Here is a 17,506-nt window from a genome sequence, read left to right on the forward strand (position 1 = left end):
GTAGGGCTGCTATGCGCCCGTGGTTTGGATGCCAGGGGTCAATGCCCCTGGCATCCGGTTGTTCAGTCGGCTTCGAGTAGTTCGATCAGGACGCCGTGCGCGCCGCGTGGATGCAGGAAGGCTCCGCGCCCCTCGGCCGCTTGAATCGGCGCGGTGTGGATCATCTCGACGCCGCGCGCCTGCATCTCCTTGATCGCCTCTTCGATGTTGTCCACTTCCAGGCAGATGTGATGCAGCCCTTCGCCGCGCTTGGCCAGGAACTTGGCCACGCCGGAGGTCTCCGTGGTAGGCTTGATCAGCTCAATCATGCTGTCGCCCGCGGGCAGAAAGGCGATTTCAACTTCTTGCTCTGGCATATCCTGGCGCTTGGTCAGCTCCAGCCCCAGGCCGGCCTGGTAAGTCAGCAGCGCCTTGTCCAGGTCGCTGACGAGAATAGCGATGTGGTTGACCTTCTTGATCATAAAAGCACTTTCGATTCCCTCTCACTTGGTTTGATAGCAAACACAGACTGCGCAGGTCGGTCGCTCATGCGTCAGGAATGACCCGCCACTCCTCACGCTCCGTGTCAAAATCGGCAATCTCACTCAGCGGCAGTTTCCAGAACTTGCCTTTGGCCTCCACCGCGACCGTGCCATCGGGCAGGAGCAGATCGCCCGCGCCTTCGAAGTAGACGCCGCGGTCCTTGACGATGCGGCCGACAGCGGTCAGCTCTACGAAGAGCGGGACCGCCTGTTTGAAACGGAGTTCCAGGGCCACGGTCACGCCCCACACCTCGCCTCCGTTGAACATGACGGCGCGGCCCATGGTTTCATCCAGGATGCCGCTGACCACACCGCCGTGCATCCGCCCCGGATAGCCCTGGTGAATCTCCTGGCCGGTGAAGCGCGCCAACACCGAGCCATCCGCTTGCTCATAGAAGAAGACCTTGACCCCGGCGACGTTCTTCATTCCGCAAATAAAGCACATGCGTGAATTAGGTTGTTTGCGCACCGGCTACCTTTCGTTCGTTGCCAACACCTTGACTTTTCCAAGCGCCATGCCTATACTGTCTACTCGGCGTGGCAAAGCGCTCACGCCAGCTATACTCGCAATGAGCGTCCTCGACAAATACGGCTTTCGCACCAACAATCCTATCAGGGCCATGGAAGTGGCTGAGGAGATAGTCACGTTATGGTATCAACTCCAAAAATAGGCGACATCATCAAGATGCGGGCCTGGCATGGCGTCGTGCTGGATGTTCTTGCCGGCTCTAGCGGCCGGACAGTTCTACGTGTACAAACGGTGAGAAACCTCTTCCGTCGCCTCAATCCTGAATTCATCGAGTTCGATCTGGCTCCCGACGTCATCGCCCCAGCCACACTCGACGATCTGCAACAAGAAATTGCGCAGTACCAGGCTTTCCTCAACGAGTCCGTTCAACAACTGCTTGGCAGCGCAAGCACAAACGGGCATTTGCATGCTTCATCTTGAATTTGCCGCTTGCGTCTACACCCAGCTCTCGGGCCGGTATTCGCCGAAAACCTGGCGCAGGGTGCCGCAGATTTCGCCCAGGGTAATGTAATTCTCCACGCACTCCACAAAGAGCGGCATGAGCGGCGCCTGGGGATCGCGTGCGGCCGCCTCGAGCTGCGCCAGCAAGGCGTCCACCTTGTCGTTGTCACGCGCCGCGCGCAACTCGGCCAGGCGCTGACACTGGTTGACCTGCACCGACGGGTCGACGCGCAGGAGGTCGGCCACCGGCTTCTCGTCGGTGACAAAGCGGTTGACACCGACGACGACCTGCTCGCCGTTTTCGATGGCGCGCAGGGTGCGGTAGGCCGCTTCCTGAATCTCGCGCTGCATGAACCCCTGTTCGATGGCGCGCAGCGCGCCGCCCATGGCTTCGATCTTATCCAGGTAGGCGCGCGCCTGTTGTTCAATTTCATTGGTCAGCGATTCGATCAGGTAGCTGCCGGCCAGCGGATCGGGTGAATCGGCCACGCCCGATTCGTACGCGATGACCTGCTGCGTGCGCAGCGCAATTTCCACGGCATGTTGGGTGGGCAAGGCCAGCGCTTCGTCTTTGGAATTGGTGTGCAGCGATTGCGTGCCGCCCAAGACCGCGGCCAGCGCCTGCATGGTCACGCGGATGATATTGGCGTCAGGCTGCTGCGCGGTGAGGGTCGAGCCGCCGGTCTGCGTATGGAAGCGCAGTTGCCATGATTTGGGGTCTTTGGCCCCGAAGCGGTCGCGCATGATGGACGCCCACAGGCGCCGCGCGGCGCGGAATTTGGCGACTTCTTCCAGGAAGTTGTTATGCGCATTGAAGAAAAACGACAACTGCCCTGCGAACTCATCTATGTCCAGCCCCGCGGCCAGTGCGGCCTTGACATAGTCAATGCCGTCGGCCAGGGTAAAGGCCACCTCCTGCACCGCGGTGCTGCCCGCCTCGCGAATGTGATAGCCGCTAATGGAAATGGTGTTCCATTTGGGCACTTCCTGACCGCAATAGGCAAACAGGTCGGTAATCAAGCGCATGGAAGGCGTAGGCGGGAAGATATAGGTGCCGCGCGCGGTGTATTCTTTGAGGATGTCGTTCTGCACCGTGCCGCGCAGCTCGCTAACGGGCACGCCCTGTTTTTTTGCCACCGCGATCACCATCGCCAGCAAAATGGCAGCCGGCGCGTTGATGGTCATTGAGATGCTAACTTTGTCGAGCGGGATCTGGTCGAGTAAGGTTTCCATGTCGGCCAGGGAGGAGATGCTGACGCCGACCTTGCCTACTTCGCCATCGGCCAGCGGATGATCGGCATCGTAGCCAATCTGGGTGGGCAGGTCAAAGGCAACCGAGAGGCCGGTCTGGCCCTGCGCAAGCAGATAGCGGTAACGGGCGTTGGACTCTTCGGCCGTGGCAAAGCCGGCATACTGGCGCATCGTCCAGTGGCGGCCGCGATACATGCTGGGGTAGATGCCGCGGGTAAAAGGATACTCGCCCGGAAAGCCCAGGTCTTTGGGATAATCAATCTGCACATCGGCCGGCGTGTAGAGTGGGTCTACGACGATGCCCGAACTGGTGGTCAGTTCTGGCGCCCGTTCTGGCGTGCGCGCCACAAATTTCTTACGCGTGGTTTGCAGCCATTTCTGTTTCAAATCGGCAATCATCGTATCGGACATAATAAACTCCTGTGAAAAATCACCCTTACGGGGTGGGAATCAGCGCGCAAGCCCGGAGGCGTTGATGCGCTCACTCTACGCCCGAATATCCCATCTGCCCATGATGTGCGTCAGTTGATGCACGTGGAAAGGGAACCTAGACGCGTGCGTCCCCGTTAGCTATCTACGAATAAGCACGCAGCAGAGGAATACCTACCATGTCTAGAAAAAGCTTATCGCTCGCTGTGATCTTGCTGGTCGTTGTTGCCATTCTCATAGCCGCCTGGTCAGCGCAGTCGAATCGCATCAGGGCTGGCTCGGAGGCGCCGAATTCGCCAGAAGCCGCGCCTGTGAAAACCGTGATGGAGCGCGCCTACGACTTGATCGGAACGGCCGCGCAGACCTATGACGTGAGCGGTTTTGCGACCGTCTTCGTAGATACAGCCGATTACCAGTTGACGACCAAACAACAGGAAGGCGTGGCTGCTATCCTGGGCGCTGAAGCTGCGCAAAGGGCCGGTTATCTGACCGCCATGCAAGCCCATTACATGTCTCTGGGCCACGGTGCGAAACTGCTGCAGTCCGCGCTGGCTAAAGCGAAAGCCGAGGGGCGTGAGCTATCAGCCGAGGAATTCCAGGCTATTATCAAGGCGAATCATGATCAGGTTCCAACTTTGCCTAGCCCGGTGGTCGCCAAGACAAATCTGACCTACGAATCTATCGAGATTGCTGGCGACCGGGCCACGGTGCGTTATGACGACGGCGCCGCCCTGCAAGAAGCGATCCTGTTAAAGATCAAGGGCCAGTGGTATATTGCCGGCATCACGCCAGTTTGGGCCCATTTCTGAGCGCACTGTCGTCTTGAAATGAGGGACGGGCCGCAGTCAGACTGTGGCCCGTCTTTGTTTCGTGCGATTGCGAATCCGGTGCTCAGGCTTCGCCGCGCAAAGTCAGCAGCACCTGCCCTTGATCCACGCGATCGCCCGGCTTGACCTTGACGTGGCCGATGATCGAGGCCCGCGGCGCCTTGAGATCATTCTCCATCTTCATGGCCTCCAGAATGACCAGGCTCTGCCCGGCGTGCACGGCATCATCTTCGGCTACCAGCACCTTGACCACCAGGCCCGGAATGGGCGCCTTGAGCTGTAGTTCGCCGCCTGACACCGCCAGCAGGTCGCGCGCCTGATTCAACCGCCGCCATCGCTCATCTTCCACGCGTACTTCCAACGCCTCGCCGCCGATGATGACCCGGTACGCGTCGCCCTGTAGTTCTTCGGCCACCACTTCATGCGACGCCTTGTTGAGCAGCAGTGAGAAAACCGGCAGGGTGCCGATGCGCTTGAGGTCTACATCCACCGCTTTGCCATCCACGGTGACGCGGTTGTCAAGATCAATCTCAACCAGGAAGTCTTTGCCGTCAATAGATGCAATGTACTTCATACGCGTAACCCTCCCCAACGGCTGGCGCGTTTCCAAATCGAGGTCCCGGCGTCGGCGGACTGGCGCACGGTCAGGGCGCGGCGCTCGCTTTCGTGCAAGAGGAGCGTGGCGACAATCGCGGCAATTTCTTTGTTCTCTGGCTTCTCTGTGGCTTGCAGCGCAAAGCGTTGTTCCAGGAACGTGGTGTCGAACGTGCCCCACATGAAGCGCGTGCTGTCCATGATCTGCTGATGGAACGGAATGCTCGTCTTGATCCCGCCGATCTTGTACTCACGCAGGGCGCGGCGCATGCGCAGAATCGCTTCTGGTCGCGTCTCGCCCCACACGATCAACTTGGCAATCATCGGATCGTAGTACAACGACACTTCGAAGCCTTCGTAGATGCCGCTTTCCACGCGCACGCCTGGCCCGGTTGGCTCCGACAGCGTGACGACGCGGCCGCCGGACGGCATGAAGTTGTTGAACGGGTCCTCAGCGGTGATGCGGCACTCGATGGCCCAGCCGCGGGGGCGGATGTCCTCTTGCTTCCAGCGCAGCTTGCGGCCGCTGGCAATCGCGATCATCTCCTTGACGATGTCCACCCCGGTGACCATCTCTGTCACCGGGTGTTCCACCTGCAAACGGGTGTTCATCTCCAAGAAGTAGAAATTGCCGTCGCGGTCGAGCAAGAATTCGAAGGTGCCCGCGTTGACGTACTTGACAGACTGGGCTGCGCGCACGGCAATCGCGCCCATCCGCGCGCGCAGCTCATCGCTGACCGCGACGGAGGGCGCCTCTTCGATCAGTTTTTGGTGGCGGCGTTGAATGGAGCACTCGCGTTCGCCCAGGTGGATCACATTCCCGTGCTGATCCGCCAGGATTTGGATTTCGATATGGCGCGCATTTTCTACCAGCTTCTCCATGTAAACCGTGTCGTCGCCAAATGCGTTCTTGGCCTCCCGGCGGGCCGCATCCAGCGAGCTGATCAGGTCTTCGGGGCGCCGCACGGTGCGCATCCCTTTGCCGCCGCCTCCCGCCGCCGCTTTGATCAGCAGAGGATAGCCGATTTGCGTTGCCACGGCGACCGCTTCATCATCGCGCAGGCCTTCTGGCGTACCCGGCACCACCGGAACCCCCGCCGCCATCATACTGCGCCGCGCTTCCACCTTGTCACCCATCGAGCGGATGGCAGAAGCCGGCGGGCCAATGAAAGCGATGCCTTCAGCTTCACAGGCTTCAGCAAAATCCTCGTTTTCAGACAGAAATCCGTAGCCTGGATGAATGGCCTCGGCGCCGGCCTTGCGCGCCACTTCCAGGAGTTTGTCAATCCGCAAATAACTTTCCCGCGACGGCGCCGGGCCAATGTTATACGCCTCATCGGCGTAGCGTACATGCAAAGCGTTACGGTCGGCGTCAGAATACACGGCGACAGTGGCTAATCCGCGCTCTTCACACGCGCGCAGGATGCGCACCGCAATTTCACCGCGATTGGCGACCAGAACCTTTTTGAACATAGAATGGTTTGCCTCCTGTTGATATCAGGAACGATCTTGTCTCGGTTACGCGTGGCTGCCTCGCAGGTACAAGGTCAGGTACACCAGGTCAGGACTGAAGGGCAAAGGTGCAAGCTCCTGCAACGAGCGAAGTTCGCCGAAGCTCTCTTCGGCGCTGCGTAAACAGCACTGTTGAATCTCTTGCACGATGGCTGTCAGCGGCTGGCCCAACAGACGTGTGTCCGATTCGGCCATGACGATGGTTAGCGAGACCAGGCCGCTCACCCACAGCCCGTTGAGCGGCAGATCATGGCTGTCAGGGAAACAGGTGAAGCGCACCGGCAGGCCGCAGTCTACTTCGAATTCGATCAGGGTGTCGCCGTCCAGTTCGTAATCGGTGATTCCGGTGATCACACCGGCTACTGCGAAGAGGCCCGGCGCCAGCGGCACAAGACGCGGTTGTCCCTGCACGGCGAGCTGCATCTGCCCCAGGCCTCCGGCGTCGCCAAACGCCACGGCGCCGCCATCCAGAACAACCGTGATGAGCGAGCCAGAGCGCAGACGAGGACTGCCAGCGGCGACGAATTGCCAATCAGGTAGTTCGACGTTTAGTTGCATGACTCTTTCCGAGATGCTGACCTTGATACCGATCGGCAACGTTCACAGTGGAATGTTGCCGTGTTTCTTGGGCGGGTTCGTATCGCGTTTGTTTTGCAGCATTTCCAACGCGTTGATCAACCGCGGCCGCGTTTCGCGCGGCTCAATGACATCGTCAATGTAACCACGGCTGGCCGCCACGTACGGATTGGCAAACTTGGCGCGGTACTCGGCCACCAGGCGCGCCTTTTCCGCATCGGGATCTGCAGCCTCCATCAATTGACGCCGGAAAATGATGTTCACCGCGCCTTCGGGTCCCATCACGGCGATTTCAGCCGTTGGCCAGGCCAGGTTCAGGTCGCCGCGGATGTGCTTGCTGTTCATCACGCAATAGGCGCCGCCGTATGACTTGCGCGTGATGACCGTAATCTTGGGCACGGTCGCCTCGCACAGGGCGTAGAGCAGCTTGGCGCCGTGGCGAATGATGCCGCCGTGCTCTTGAGCCATGCCGGGCATGAAGCCAGGCACATCCTCGAACACCACGATCGGGATGTTGAAACAGTCGCAGAAACGGACGAAGCGCGCGGATTTCCATGAAGCGTCAATGTCGAGCACGCCGGCAAGCACCATCGGCTGGTTGGCGACAATGCCAATGGTGCGTCCGCCCAAGCGGGCAAAGCCAATCAAGATGTTGCGGGCAAAATGCTCATGGACTTCCAGGAAATCGCCATCATCCACGATACGCTCAATGACATCTTTCATGTCGTAAGGCTTGTTGGGGTTGTCGGGTATCAGTCCATCCAAGTCTGGATCCATGCGCAGCGGATCATCGGTTGGGGCGCGCCGCGGTGGGTCTTCCAGGTTGTTCTGTGGGAAATAGCCGAGCAGCTTTTGGCTGAGGAACATGGCCTCTTCTTCGCCTTCGGCCACGAAATGCGCCACCCCGCTCTTGTTGGCATGCACCAGCGCGCCGCCCAACGTTTCGAAGGTGACATCTTCGTGCGTCACTGTCTTCACCACTTCAGGCCCGGTTACGAACATGTAGCTCGAGTCTTTGACCATGATGATGAAGTCGGTGATGGCGGGCGAGTAGACAGCGCCGCCCGCGCAGGGGCCAAGAATCACCGAGACCTGCGGCAGCACACCGGAAGCCAGGGTGTTGCGCAGGAAAATGTCGGCATAGCCGCCCAGGGAGACGACGCCCTCCTGGATGCGGGCGCCGCCAGAGTCGTTGAGGCCAACGACCGGCGCACCGTTCTTGAGGGCCATATCCATGACTTTGCAGATTTTCTCAGCATGAGCCTGGGACAGGGAACCGCCAAAAACGGTGAAGTCCTGTGAATAGACGAAAGTGAGGCGTCCGTCAATCGTGCCATAGCCTGTCACCACGCCATCGCTGAGGATGCGCTGATCGGCCAGACCGAAATCGGTCGTCCGGTGGGTGACAAACATGTCCAGTTCACGGAAGCTGCCCTTGTCGAGCAGGAGTTCTAGGCGCTCACGTGCGGTAAGTCGCCCTTTTTCGTGTTGACGGATGATGCGTTCGGCGCCACCCCCCAACTTGGCTTGCTCTCTAAGGTCTCGTAGTTCTTTGATCTTCGGGTCGAGCGTCACTGGGCTGACCTCCACATAGAATTATGATTTGGCGTTCGATGCTTGAAGCACGGGTGCTTTGCGTGCAGCCAGGAGGGCTACCCATGCCGATAGCAGCCACGTCATGATGATCGTGTGCCATTGCATGAGCCATAAAGGTACGCTTGGATAGAAGAACGGGTATTCACCCAGGCCGTAATCAACGAAATCGCTGAGCACAAACCAGGCCAGAGCCAGCAGCACATGCCGCCCCTCGGCGCGGAATTGAGTCAACAAGTAAATGCCTTGCGCGATCATGCCGATATGCGCCACGGTCATGACGACGCCTTCCAGGGTGAGAGAGGCGCCCAAACCCCAGTAGGCTAACCAGAAAGTCACCGTCCATACGCCGTATTTGATGAGTCCGATGGCGGCGATGGTGTAAAACCAGTTCCACGCTTTGTGGCGGCGCAGGCCGAAAAAGGCAACCACAAAAAGAAAGGCAAAAAGCGGGCAATCGGGAATGAAGACCCAGAGAAGAGGCGATGGCGCGCCCATCCCATCCTTGCCATACAGGAAATGCGGGCCATACCAGTAGAGTGTGCCCGCAACGAAACCGATCAGGTTCAAGATGATGATCGTCCAGGCAATGTCACGGCGCTGAAACAGGTCGAAAATCTGTCGCACAGGACGATGGACATTCAACATGACAGGTAGGTCCTCATCTTCATTTTTCAATCTTCAGTCTCGCCCAGCAGTCGAATAGGCACGCCGCCCACGATTGCGCCGGGTGCAACGTCTTTGTTCACCAGGCTCATTGCGGAGACGACCGCGCCATCGCCAATGACGACGCCGGGCAGTATCGTACAGTTCGCGCCGATCACGACGTCACGCCCGATGACCACTGGGCCTTTGCGCCATTGCCGACGCAGGTACTCATGCGCCAGGATCACGGTGTTGTAACCGATGATCGAGTTGGCGCCGATGGAGATTTCTTCGGGGAAGAAAATATCGAGCACAACCGCAAGGGCCACCGAGGCGTCCTGCCCGACGGATATTCCAAGCGCCTGGTACATACGCCGCTTGACATTCAACCACGGCACATAGCGCGCCGTGTAGATCACCAGCCAATTGCGCACCACCCGCCACAGGGGCGTCGTGCGATACAGATGCTGCAACGTATTCCGTTCGTCGGGCGACGGTCGAATTTGCAGGCGATCCTGGCGCCTGCTGCCCGGCTCTGCCACGGCTTATCCGATCTCCACAACCAACTTGCCAAAGTGCTGGTCGGTCATCATGCGTTCCAGCGCCTGGGGATAGTCCCGCAGGGCGAAAACATGATCCACCGCCACCTTGATTTTGCCATCGAAGATCAAGGTCATGACCTTCGTGAAGTCAGCCTGGCTGCCCATGGTCGAGCCGATGATGTGCAGCTGGCGAGCAAACACGATATTGATGGGCGTCACGGCATTATAACCGGCCGTCCCTCCCACCGTCAACAGGCGGCCGCCGGCCCCCAGGCTGCGCAGGCTGTTGAGCCAGGTCGGCTCGCCTACGTTGTCCACCACCACATTGACGCCACGCTTGTTGGTCTTCGCCCACACCGCCTTGCCCCAGTTGGGTTGCGCGCTGCGGTCAACCACCCAATCTGCGCCCAGGCCCAACGCCGCCTGCGCCTTGTTGGCATCGCCGGCGACCACATAGACGCCGGCGCCGGCGAATTTTGCCAATTGGATCGCCGCGGTGTTGACGCCGCCGCCCGCGCCGACGATCAGGACGGTTTCGCCAGGCTGCAGGTGGCCTTTGGTGAACAGCATCCGCCAGGCGGTGACATAGACCACCGGGGCGGCCGCGGCGGCCAGCATATCGGCATGATCCGGTATCGCCAGGAGATTGCGCGCCGGCACGCGGATGAACTCCGCGTAGTTGCCAGGGGCATGTTCGCCCAGCATGGCAAACTCGTCGCAGTAGGGATGGTCGCCGGCCACGCAGTGCGCGCACTTGCCGCACCACAAAGTCGGGTTGTACGTCACCCGTTGGCCCACCTGCCAGCCTTCGACGCGTTCACCGATCGCCGCAATCGTACCCGCGCCGTCTGAACCCAGGATGTGCGGCATCTTGAGCTGCAGGCCTGGCCAACCTTTACGCACGAAATGGTCGAGCCGGTTGAGCGCGGCATACTGCACTCGCACCAAGACATCGTCAGCCCCAAACTTGGGCACGGCAATGTCCTCGCGGATCTGAAGGACCTCCGGGCCGCCGTGCTCGAAGAAAACAACCGCTTTCATCCTGTCACCCATGCCGCTCAACGCAATCCCAGTTCCTGGCGCGCAATCACCAGCCGTTGCACTTCGCTGGTGCCTTCGTATATTTCGGTGATCTTGGCGTCGCGGAAATAACGCTCAAGCGGCAGTTCCTTGCTGTAACCCATGCCGCCGTGAATCTGGATGGCCTGGTGCGTGACGAACATGGCCGTCTCGCTGGCGTGCAGCTTGGCTATCGCGGCTTCGAGCGTGTAACGTCCGCCGGTCTCTTTGGTAGCCATCTTTGCCAACGCGGCGTTGTAGATGAGCAGGCGGCTGGCTTCGATGCGGGTCTTCATGTCGGCGATTTTCCATTGGATCCCCTGGAATTCGCCGATCGCGCGGCCAAAGGCGTGGCGCTCCTGGGCATACAGCACGCTGGCCTCGTACGCAGCTTCAGCGACGCCCAGCGCCTGCGAAGCAATGCCGATACGGCCAGCATCGAGCACCGTCATGGCGATCTTGAAGCCCTGGCCCGGTTGCCCGATCATGTTTTCGGCTGGACACTGATAATCCTCGAAGATCAACTCTGAAGTGGCGCTGGCGCGAATGCCCAGCTTGGGTTCCACCTTGCCCCGAATGAACCCAGGGCGATCGGTTTCAATCGCGAACGCAGAAATACCGTTGTGCCGTTTCGCTGGCTCCGTCATGGTGAAGAGGACCACATAATCAGCCACCGGCCCGCTCGTTACCCACGATTTCCGGCCATTGATGGTGTAATAGCTGCCATCCGCGCTGCGCACCGCGCGACTGCTCATGCTGCCCGCATCGGATCCGGACATCGGCTCGGTCAGCGAATAAGCGCCAATGGCTTGCCCGCTGGCAATGGGCATCAGGAATTTTTGTTTCTGCGCCTCGGTGCCAAATTTGAGCAAGCCGTGGCAGTAGAGGGAATTATTGACCGAGAGGATGGTGCTGGTGGCGACGTCGGCCTTGGCCACTTCTTCAATCGCCAATACGTAGGCGAGGGTATCCAGCCCGGCGCCGCCGTATTCTTCGGGCACCTCGATTCCCATCAGGCCCAAGGCGCCCATCTTCTTGACAATCTCAAAGGGGAATTCGCCAGTTTCATCGAAGTGGGCCGCCACAGGCGCGATTTCCTTCTGCGCAAAGTCGCGTGCCACATCACGAATCATCCGTTGCTCGTCATTGAGCCTTAAGTCCATCTATGACCTCCATGCGTGCGGGCCACGGACTAGCCCGTGCCCCGTTCGTATCGGCAACCTGCGGAAGGCTTGCAGGCGAATGAACTGCCGCAGCAGTACCTGACTCACATCACATCAAATGAACTAACCGCCCGTGATCACAACCCCTAGAACGGCCCACAGCATCCCGCAGCCCAGGAAGACGCCAAGCAGCAAGGGAATTGCAACCAGCGTGGCGATGAGGTTCCCGACCAGCCTGCCGGCGGCGCGTGACAAGACGAACGCCAGGCCAAGACTGATCACAAGCGTGAGGACGCCGGCCAGAAGTTGAGCAACCCAGGGGGTTGTTTCCAGCAGGGCTGCCAGTAAATAGAGAACAGCCGCGCCAACGATCAAACCACAGCCGGCGCTCAACAGGGCAATGCCTAATCGTTTCAAACCGATCTTCCTCTCGCACGATCGTAAGGTAGTTTCATTTTACACTATCTGAGGCAAAACCACAAGGCAAATTGACGAAAAAAGGCAATACGTGTCGCCTCGCGGCGTCAGGGGATTGCTGATGGGTTCAACACCGCCAGCAAGCGATCATAGGTGACCTGCAGGGACTCTGGGATGACGCGCGTTCCCCCCGTGACGGTCATGTAATTCGTATCAGCGCCCCAGCGCGGCACAATATGCATGTGGATGTGCTCAGCCACGCCTGCGCCAGCCACTGCTCCCAGGTTGATGCCCAGGTTGAAACCGTGCGGCTTGAGCGCTTCACGCAGCGCAGCCAACGCCTGGTTGGCAATCATCATCATCTCCGTCAACGTTTCAGTCGGCAAATCTTCCAAGCTAGGCTTGTGAACATACGGCGCAATGAGCAAGTGCCCGTTGTTGTAAGGATACAGATTCATCATGAGATAGTTGTGGCGGCCGCGCAACAGAATCAACTCGTCTCGGTCCTGGGCGCCGGCAGCTTTGTCACAAAAGACGCAGCCAATCACCGGTTGCTGGGAATGACTTCGAACGTAGCTCATGCGCCAGGGTGCCCACAGGATTGACATAGTCGCTACCTTTGTCGGATGATAAATTGAAGCGATTGGGTACCCTTTCAGTGTACCAGATGTGCCGCGCAGCGTCAATTTGGCATCGTGAGACTGGCAGATCACCTGGCCGCTTGCCAAATACGGGCTTTCTCTGTGAAGGCTTCCTGGCAGTCTCCACATCTTCAGGCGTTTGCGGAAGCTACCTTCCTTGACCTGGGCCCATAATCGGTGTATCGTATGCGCATGACCATAGAGTCGCACACAGATCATGATGATCTGACCCATGCCTTGACGACAGGCTCCGGCGTGGCGCTGACCACGCGCTTTCTCGGCCATCCGCTGCGCTATCTGCCGGTGATTGCTTCCACCCAACCCGTGGTGCACATGGCCGCGCAAGAAGGCGCCCACGAGGGGTTGGTTGTGTTGACTGATGAACAGACAGCCGGCAAGGGGCGTTTGGGGCGCACCTGGCAGGCCCCGTTTGGCTCCAGCCTGCTCCTTTCGATGCTCTTCAGGCCCAATCTCCACCCCCAGCAGGGCGGCCGCTTGACGATGTGCGTTGGCCTGGGCGCGGCGACGGCCATCGAAGAGATGACCGGGCTGTCTATCCAGTTGAAATGGCCGAACGACCTCCTGCTGCATGGCAGGAAATTGGCCGGGGTTTTGACCGAAACCCAGTTGGACGGCGACCGCATGACCTACGCTGTCGTCGGCCTGGGATTGAACGTTAATCTCACACGACCGCCGGATGACGAGCTGGCGGCAACGGCCACGAGCCTTTCCCAGGCGATGGGCCGCAGCATCAGCCGTCTGGCGCTCTTACAGGCCATCTTGCGCCACGTCGAAGCGCATTACGAACGTTTGCAGGCCGGACATTCGCCCTATGCGGCGTGGTCGCAGCGCATGGCATACCAGGGACAAAGGGTGCAGGTAACACTCCCTCACATGGTGCTGACCGGTACGGTGACCGGGGCCAATCCTGACGGGGCGCTGCTCATCCAAGACGATCACGGCGCGCCCTACACCGTGTGGGCCGGGGATGTGACGTTACTCGATCGGGCGCCGTCAACCCACAGGGATTTCCAATGAGTATTCAATTCGATTGGCATGACGCCGAAGACGAACGGTGGGACCGCGACGAGCATGATCACCGTGCGGCGAAGCACGATTGGCGACCTCCAGACGCCCAAGAGCAAAGCGCACGCGTGGCTCCTACCCCGGCTCAAAAGCCGAAAGGGCGTCAGGTCGCTTCGCAGCGCACGACGCATTGGGAAACAATGCGTGTGGTGCGCTACCTGGGCCTGGGCGTCCTGATCGGCACGGTCATTAGCATTGGCGTGATTTACGCCCTGGCGCTTCGTAACCGCGCGGCCGCGCGCGCCGATTTGCAGGCCGTTATTACCGTCGAAGCCAACGCGCTGGCAGCTGGCGATGCGGAGATCTTCCTCGCGTTCCAGGACGACACCGACGCGGCCTGGCAGAATCTGCAAAAGACGCAGCTCGATCAACTGCGCCGCAGCGCGGTCAGCGCCACGTTGACCCTGGACGATTTCATCCTGACGGGCGATGTCGCCTGGGCCACGGTGCAGTACCAACAAGAGGGTGTGGACTATCAGCGCGTCCAATTCTACCGCCTGGTGGACGGTCATTGGAAACGCACCGCGCCTGACACCGCGTATTGGGGCGAGGAGAAAAGCCTGGAAACGCGGCACATGCGCTTCTTCTACCGTCAAAAAGACGAAGCGTTGGTGCAAGCCCTGAGTCAGGTGGCCGAGGACTTCTACAGCCGGACGCATCTTGATTTCAACGTGGGCGCCAGCCCGCAGCTTGAGTTCTACTTGGATCCCGAAACACAGCCGGTGCAGGCGCGCTTCAATGAGGGGCGCTTCCACATCTCCTCCCCGCAGTTGACCGGCATGCGGCGCGATGGTCAACTCCCCGCGGAACTGGTGGAAACCGTAGCCTATGATATCAGCCTGCGGCTGGCGATGGAGAAGTCAGGCCTCTTCTTGCGCTCACGCAATTTTGCGAATGGCAACTGGGTCCTGCTGCAGGGTATCGTCTTCTGGCAACTTCAGCGCCTGGCGCCCGACAACAGCGCGACGCAAAGCCTGGTCGCACAGTTCAAAACGATAGCCTCGCAAGGACAGTTCTTACCGATCAGTTCACTGTGGCCCCCTTTCCGCTTCAGCAGCCTCGAACGCACGTCCATTGCGCTGGCCGAATCGTATAACGTCGTCACCTATCTGGCAGACAGCACGGACCCAGGGCGCATTCCGGTCCTTCTGCGCGCGCTGGGCGACGGCCTGTCCGCCGCGGAGACCATGGCGCGGCTCGGTCTCAACCTGCGCAGTTTCGAACAGCAGTGGCGTTCGTATGCGTTGGCGCCCTGACAATCATCTGCTATAATGTCACCTGCTGACATCGTCTGCAAGCGGGTGCGCATGACACCGGTTTCGTTAGGCGGGAAAGTGGAGTTCTCGCTTGCCGTGTAGATTGCGCACGATGGTGGGGGTTGAGAAAAGAGACCGGGTGATTCGATTTTTCGCTGCCTGTTACCGGCGTCTTGCTGCGCACGCGGCGACGTCACCCGCTGCGCGCCCCCGCCATGACCAAACAAACGGCGGCCACGTCCTGTTGTGGTTGGCCCTGGCTTCATTGGCCATCGGCCTGCATCTCGAAGCCAGCCAGGCCTCACCGGCGCCTTTTCAGTCCAATTCTACCAACCCCACCGCCACTCCCACGCCCACGATCACACCGACGTGGACGCCATCGTTTACACCGGCCGCGGTGACTGACACACCAACCCCCTTCAACACGCTGCCGCCCCCCACCTTTACGCCGCGGCCCTCGCCAACCACACCCGCGCCTTTTTCGCCGACGCCAACCGACACCCCTCTGCTGCCGGCAGCCACGCCTTCTGAGACGCCAACCCCGTCTGCGCTCACCGACACGCCCACCGCGCCCGCGCTGACCGACACGCCCACCCCCGGCGCGCCCTTGCCGCCGACCGCGACGCCGACGCCGCCCGTTCCTTCTTCGCTGCCGCCCCCGCCGCCGCCGATTGAAAGCCCCGTCGTGCTGCCGGCCGGCGCCACGCCAACGGCTGAAACGGGGCCCTTTGGGCAGACTGTGATCCAGGCGCTGAGCTTCATCTGGCTTGGCTGCGGCATCCTCTTCATGCTGGCAATCGGCGCCGGCCTCTTCTTCTGGCTGCGTCGCCGGCCAGGGGAGTAGGTTGGCATGACCAGCCAGCCGCTTGCCTCGCCCAGGGCTGACCGCGCGGCGAGAACACTGGTGACGCGACGGCGCCAAATCGCTTCGTCATGGCTGGTGGCAGCTATCGTGCTGCTGGCTTTTGCCTTGCGCGTCGTTCATCTCGATTTCCAGAGTCTCTGGCGCGATGAAGTAGACGCCATTCGTTTTGCCACGCGGCCGCTGCCGGAACTGCTCAGCACCTTCGGCAAGCCAGGCGAAAATGGCCCGCTCTTCTTCTTACTACTCCGTCCCTGGCTGCAGTGGTTTGGTCAGAGTGAGTTTGCCCTGCGCTTTTTCTCCGTGCTGTGGGGCGTCCTCAGTGTGCCGCTTACCTGGCTCGTCGCGCGCCGTCTGCTGCGCGTGTTCGCCGCAGCGACCGGTTTGCCGACCGGCGTTGGTTGGATTGCCGGGCTGGCCGCGCTCCTCAGCGCATCGTCGCCCTACCTGGTGTGGTACAGCCAGGAAGGCAAAATGTACGCCCTGGTGACGGCGCTGGCGTTGGGCAGCCTGCTGGCGCTGCTGTGGGCGCTGACCCCTGGCGCGGTCAACACCCGCCTGCGCTGGCTCATGTATATCGTGCTCACCAGCCTCGGCTTCTATCTGCACGTGATGCTCGTCTTGATGCTGCCGGTGCATGCGGCGATCTTCATCCTGGCGCCGGCGCGCACACGACAGCACTGGCGCGGTGCGCTGACAGCCCTGGCCTGTTTTACGCTGCCCTACCTGCCCCTGGTTTGGTGGCAGTGGCGGCTTTTCACATCGCCCACGTTTAGCCCCGGCTTTGACTTCGTGCCATTGCCGCGTGAACTCGCCATCCTGCTGGCCGCTTTTGGCCGCGGCATGCGCGCCGCGCCGCCCATCGGCCTGGTCAGTGTATGGATCTTCTTGCTGCTGGCGGCTTTTGTCTTGGCGTACCTGCAACCACGGAGGAGTTGGCGAAGGCCCGTCGTTTTTTTGGGCGTCTGGTTGATCGCGCCCCCGCTGCTGCTCTTTCTGATCACGCTGCGGGTCCCGCTGTTCAACGATCGCTACCTGATCTACATTGGCCCGGCGTTCTATCTGCTCAGCGCGGTTGGCGTCTACCTGGTGGGGCAGCGCAGCCGCGCGCTGGCGATTGCCGCCCTGGTCTTGGCGCTCATGCTCAATCTGATCGGCGTGTGGGGCCAGGCGGTGACGCCCATCAAGAGCGATTTTCGCGCCGCGGCCGCGTTCGTGCAGGCGCGCCGCGACCCGACGGATGTGCTGATCTTTCTGCACCCCTACAGCCGTTTCACCTATGCCTATTACGCGGGCTGGGACTACGCGTGGCGCGAAGCGCCCTACACCAACGACCGCCAGCGCGTCTCGGCCGACGGGGTTGGCGCAACGTTGAGCCGCTTGTTGCAAGGGGTTACACACGTGTGGTTGATCGAATCCGAGGCGGAGACATGGGACCGGCGCGGGTTCAATCGGCAGTGGCTCGCCAACCATGGGCAAATCACGGCCGAAGCCGCGCTCAACGGCGTGCGCGTCACACGTTGGGCTTTACGTTAGGCTGCCGCCCATGCGCGGGGCGCACA

Annotated in this window: 19 protein-coding genes; 6 read left to right on the plus strand and 13 right to left on the minus strand. The window is 60.5% G+C overall.

Annotated features, from left to right (window positions below; all coding sequences use genetic code 11):
• Positions 1–62 precede the first annotated feature (62 nt).
• Positions 63–461, minus strand: a complete 399-nt coding sequence (gene mce / locus ACPQ6D_RS00770) for a methylmalonyl-CoA epimerase (protein ID WP_423222374.1) — start codon at positions 459–461, stop codon at positions 63–65.
• A 64-nt stretch (positions 462–525) separates the two neighbouring features.
• Entirely contained in the window at positions 526–948 is a 423-nt protein-coding gene (locus tag ACPQ6D_RS00775) for a PaaI family thioesterase (protein ID WP_423222375.1), read from the minus strand.
• Between the two features lie 222 nt (positions 949–1,170).
• On the opposite strand from ACPQ6D_RS00775, the gene ACPQ6D_RS00780 reads away from it, so the two are divergent.
• Complete coding sequence (locus ACPQ6D_RS00780; protein ID WP_423222376.1) at positions 1,171–1,470, plus strand: hypothetical protein; 300 nt, start codon at positions 1,171–1,173, stop codon at positions 1,468–1,470.
• Between the two features lie 15 nt (positions 1,471–1,485).
• Here ACPQ6D_RS00780 and ACPQ6D_RS00785 read toward each other — a convergent pair whose 3' ends face one another.
• On the minus strand, positions 1,486–3,153 hold the full coding sequence (locus ACPQ6D_RS00785; protein WP_423222377.1) for an acyl-CoA mutase large subunit family protein: 1,668 nt from the start codon (positions 3,151–3,153) through the stop codon (positions 1,486–1,488).
• A gap of 197 nt (positions 3,154–3,350) precedes the next feature.
• Between ACPQ6D_RS00785 and ACPQ6D_RS00790 the strand changes: the two genes are divergently transcribed.
• Positions 3,351–3,980 carry a hypothetical protein gene (locus tag ACPQ6D_RS00790; RefSeq protein WP_423222378.1) on the plus strand — a complete coding sequence of 210 codons (630 nt, stop codon included), beginning with the start codon at positions 3,351–3,353 and terminating at the stop codon, positions 3,978–3,980.
• A gap of 82 nt (positions 3,981–4,062) precedes the next feature.
• On the opposite strand, the gene ACPQ6D_RS00795 is transcribed toward ACPQ6D_RS00790, so the two are convergent.
• The 10 genes from ACPQ6D_RS00795 to ACPQ6D_RS00840 form a co-directional block, all read right to left on the minus strand.
• Positions 4,063–4,572: an acyl-CoA carboxylase biotin carboxyl carrier protein subunit gene (locus ACPQ6D_RS00795; protein ID WP_423222379.1), complete on the minus strand. Its 510-nt coding sequence runs from the start codon at positions 4,570–4,572 to the stop codon at positions 4,063–4,065.
• A complete protein-coding gene (accC, locus tag ACPQ6D_RS00800; protein ID WP_423222380.1) occupies positions 4,569–6,065 on the minus strand; it encodes an acetyl-CoA carboxylase biotin carboxylase subunit in 1,497 nt (498 codons plus the stop codon). Before accC ends, ACPQ6D_RS00795 begins: the two co-directional genes overlap by 4 nt.
• 45 nt (positions 6,066–6,110) lie before the next feature.
• Positions 6,111–6,662 carry a hypothetical protein gene (locus ACPQ6D_RS00805; RefSeq protein ID WP_423222381.1) on the minus strand — a complete coding sequence of 184 codons (552 nt, stop codon included), beginning with the start codon at positions 6,660–6,662 and terminating at the stop codon, positions 6,111–6,113.
• Positions 6,663–6,704: 42 nt separating this feature from the next.
• A complete protein-coding gene (locus ACPQ6D_RS00810) occupies positions 6,705–8,255 on the minus strand; it encodes an acyl-CoA carboxylase subunit beta (RefSeq protein WP_423222382.1) in 1,551 nt (516 codons plus the stop codon).
• A 21-nt stretch (positions 8,256–8,276) separates the two neighbouring features.
• Positions 8,277–8,921 carry a DUF1405 domain-containing protein gene (locus ACPQ6D_RS00815; RefSeq protein WP_423222383.1) on the minus strand — a complete coding sequence of 215 codons (645 nt, stop codon included), beginning with the start codon at positions 8,919–8,921 and terminating at the stop codon, positions 8,277–8,279.
• Between the two features lie 26 nt (positions 8,922–8,947).
• Positions 8,948–9,460, minus strand: a complete 513-nt coding sequence (locus ACPQ6D_RS00820; protein WP_423222384.1) for an acyltransferase — start codon at positions 9,458–9,460, stop codon at positions 8,948–8,950.
• A gap of 3 nt (positions 9,461–9,463) precedes the next feature.
• Positions 9,464–10,501, minus strand: coding sequence for an alcohol dehydrogenase catalytic domain-containing protein (locus tag ACPQ6D_RS00825; RefSeq protein WP_423222385.1), 1,038 nt, complete (start codon positions 10,499–10,501; stop codon positions 9,464–9,466).
• A 17-nt stretch (positions 10,502–10,518) separates the two neighbouring features.
• Positions 10,519–11,682 (minus strand): acyl-CoA dehydrogenase, encoded by a 1,164-nt coding sequence (locus tag ACPQ6D_RS00830; protein WP_423222386.1) that lies wholly within the window; start codon positions 11,680–11,682, stop codon positions 10,519–10,521.
• Positions 11,683–11,805: 123 nt separating this feature from the next.
• Positions 11,806–12,099: a hypothetical protein gene (locus ACPQ6D_RS00835; RefSeq protein ID WP_423222387.1), complete on the minus strand. Its 294-nt coding sequence runs from the start codon at positions 12,097–12,099 to the stop codon at positions 11,806–11,808.
• A gap of 107 nt (positions 12,100–12,206) precedes the next feature.
• Positions 12,207–12,707 carry an HIT family protein gene (locus ACPQ6D_RS00840; RefSeq protein WP_423222388.1) on the minus strand — a complete coding sequence of 167 codons (501 nt, stop codon included), beginning with the start codon at positions 12,705–12,707 and terminating at the stop codon, positions 12,207–12,209.
• Positions 12,708–12,926: 219 nt separating this feature from the next.
• On the opposite strand from ACPQ6D_RS00840, the gene ACPQ6D_RS00845 reads away from it, so the two are divergent.
• From ACPQ6D_RS00845 to ACPQ6D_RS00860, 4 genes are all read left to right on the plus strand, one after another.
• The gene (locus ACPQ6D_RS00845; RefSeq protein WP_423222389.1) at positions 12,927–13,778 is read left to right on the plus strand and encodes a biotin--[acetyl-CoA-carboxylase] ligase; all 852 of its coding nucleotides are present in this window, start codon (positions 12,927–12,929) and stop codon (positions 13,776–13,778) included.
• A complete protein-coding gene (locus tag ACPQ6D_RS00850; RefSeq protein ID WP_423222390.1) occupies positions 13,775–15,082 on the plus strand; it encodes a hypothetical protein in 1,308 nt (435 codons plus the stop codon). Before ACPQ6D_RS00845 ends, ACPQ6D_RS00850 begins: the two co-directional genes overlap by 4 nt.
• A 139-nt stretch (positions 15,083–15,221) precedes the next feature.
• Positions 15,222–15,926 (plus strand): hypothetical protein, encoded by a 705-nt coding sequence (locus ACPQ6D_RS00855; RefSeq protein WP_423222391.1) that lies wholly within the window; start codon positions 15,222–15,224, stop codon positions 15,924–15,926.
• Positions 15,927–15,932: 6 nt separating this feature from the next.
• Positions 15,933–17,480 carry a glycosyltransferase family 39 protein gene (locus ACPQ6D_RS00860; RefSeq protein WP_423222392.1) on the plus strand — a complete coding sequence of 516 codons (1,548 nt, stop codon included), beginning with the start codon at positions 15,933–15,935 and terminating at the stop codon, positions 17,478–17,480.
• Positions 17,481–17,506 lie beyond the last annotated feature (26 nt).

The sequence above is a fragment of the Candidatus Amarolinea aalborgensis genome (assembly GCF_900491745.1).
Classification (GTDB): Bacteria; Chloroflexota; Anaerolineae; order SSC4; family Amarolineaceae; genus Amarolinea; species Amarolinea aalborgensis.

Coding starts and splice junctions, on each gene's coding strand:
- accC (WP_423222380.1), bottom strand. CDS start 6,065: ATGTTCAAAAAGGTTCTGGTCGCCAATCGCGGTGAAATTGCGGTGCGC.
- ACPQ6D_RS00805 (WP_423222381.1), bottom strand. CDS start 6,662: ATGCAACTAAACGTCGAACTACCTGATTGGCAATTCGTCGCCGCTGGC.
- ACPQ6D_RS00850 (WP_423222390.1), top strand. CDS start 13,775: ATGAGTATTCAATTCGATTGGCATGACGCCGAAGACGAACGGTGGGAC.
- ACPQ6D_RS00815 (WP_423222383.1), bottom strand. CDS start 8,921: ATGTTGAATGTCCATCGTCCTGTGCGACAGATTTTCGACCTGTTTCAG.
- ACPQ6D_RS00785 (WP_423222377.1), bottom strand. CDS start 3,153: ATGTCCGATACGATGATTGCCGATTTGAAACAGAAATGGCTGCAAACC.
- ACPQ6D_RS00795 (WP_423222379.1), bottom strand. CDS start 4,572: ATGAAGTACATTGCATCTATTGACGGCAAAGACTTCCTGGTTGAGATT.
- mce (WP_423222374.1), bottom strand. CDS start 461: ATGATCAAGAAGGTCAACCACATCGCTATTCTCGTCAGCGACCTGGAC.
- ACPQ6D_RS00825 (WP_423222385.1), bottom strand. CDS start 10,501: ATGAAAGCGGTTGTTTTCTTCGAGCACGGCGGCCCGGAGGTCCTTCAG.
- ACPQ6D_RS00860 (WP_423222392.1), top strand. CDS start 15,933: ATGACCAGCCAGCCGCTTGCCTCGCCCAGGGCTGACCGCGCGGCGAGA.
- ACPQ6D_RS00775 (WP_423222375.1), bottom strand. CDS start 948: ATGAAGAACGTCGCCGGGGTCAAGGTCTTCTTCTATGAGCAAGCGGAT.
- ACPQ6D_RS00845 (WP_423222389.1), top strand. CDS start 12,927: ATGCGCATGACCATAGAGTCGCACACAGATCATGATGATCTGACCCAT.
- ACPQ6D_RS00840 (WP_423222388.1), bottom strand. CDS start 12,707: ATGTCAATCCTGTGGGCACCCTGGCGCATGAGCTACGTTCGAAGTCAT.
- ACPQ6D_RS00830 (WP_423222386.1), bottom strand. CDS start 11,682: ATGGACTTAAGGCTCAATGACGAGCAACGGATGATTCGTGATGTGGCA.
- ACPQ6D_RS00780 (WP_423222376.1), top strand. CDS start 1,171: ATGGTATCAACTCCAAAAATAGGCGACATCATCAAGATGCGGGCCTGG.
- ACPQ6D_RS00790 (WP_423222378.1), top strand. CDS start 3,351: ATGTCTAGAAAAAGCTTATCGCTCGCTGTGATCTTGCTGGTCGTTGTT.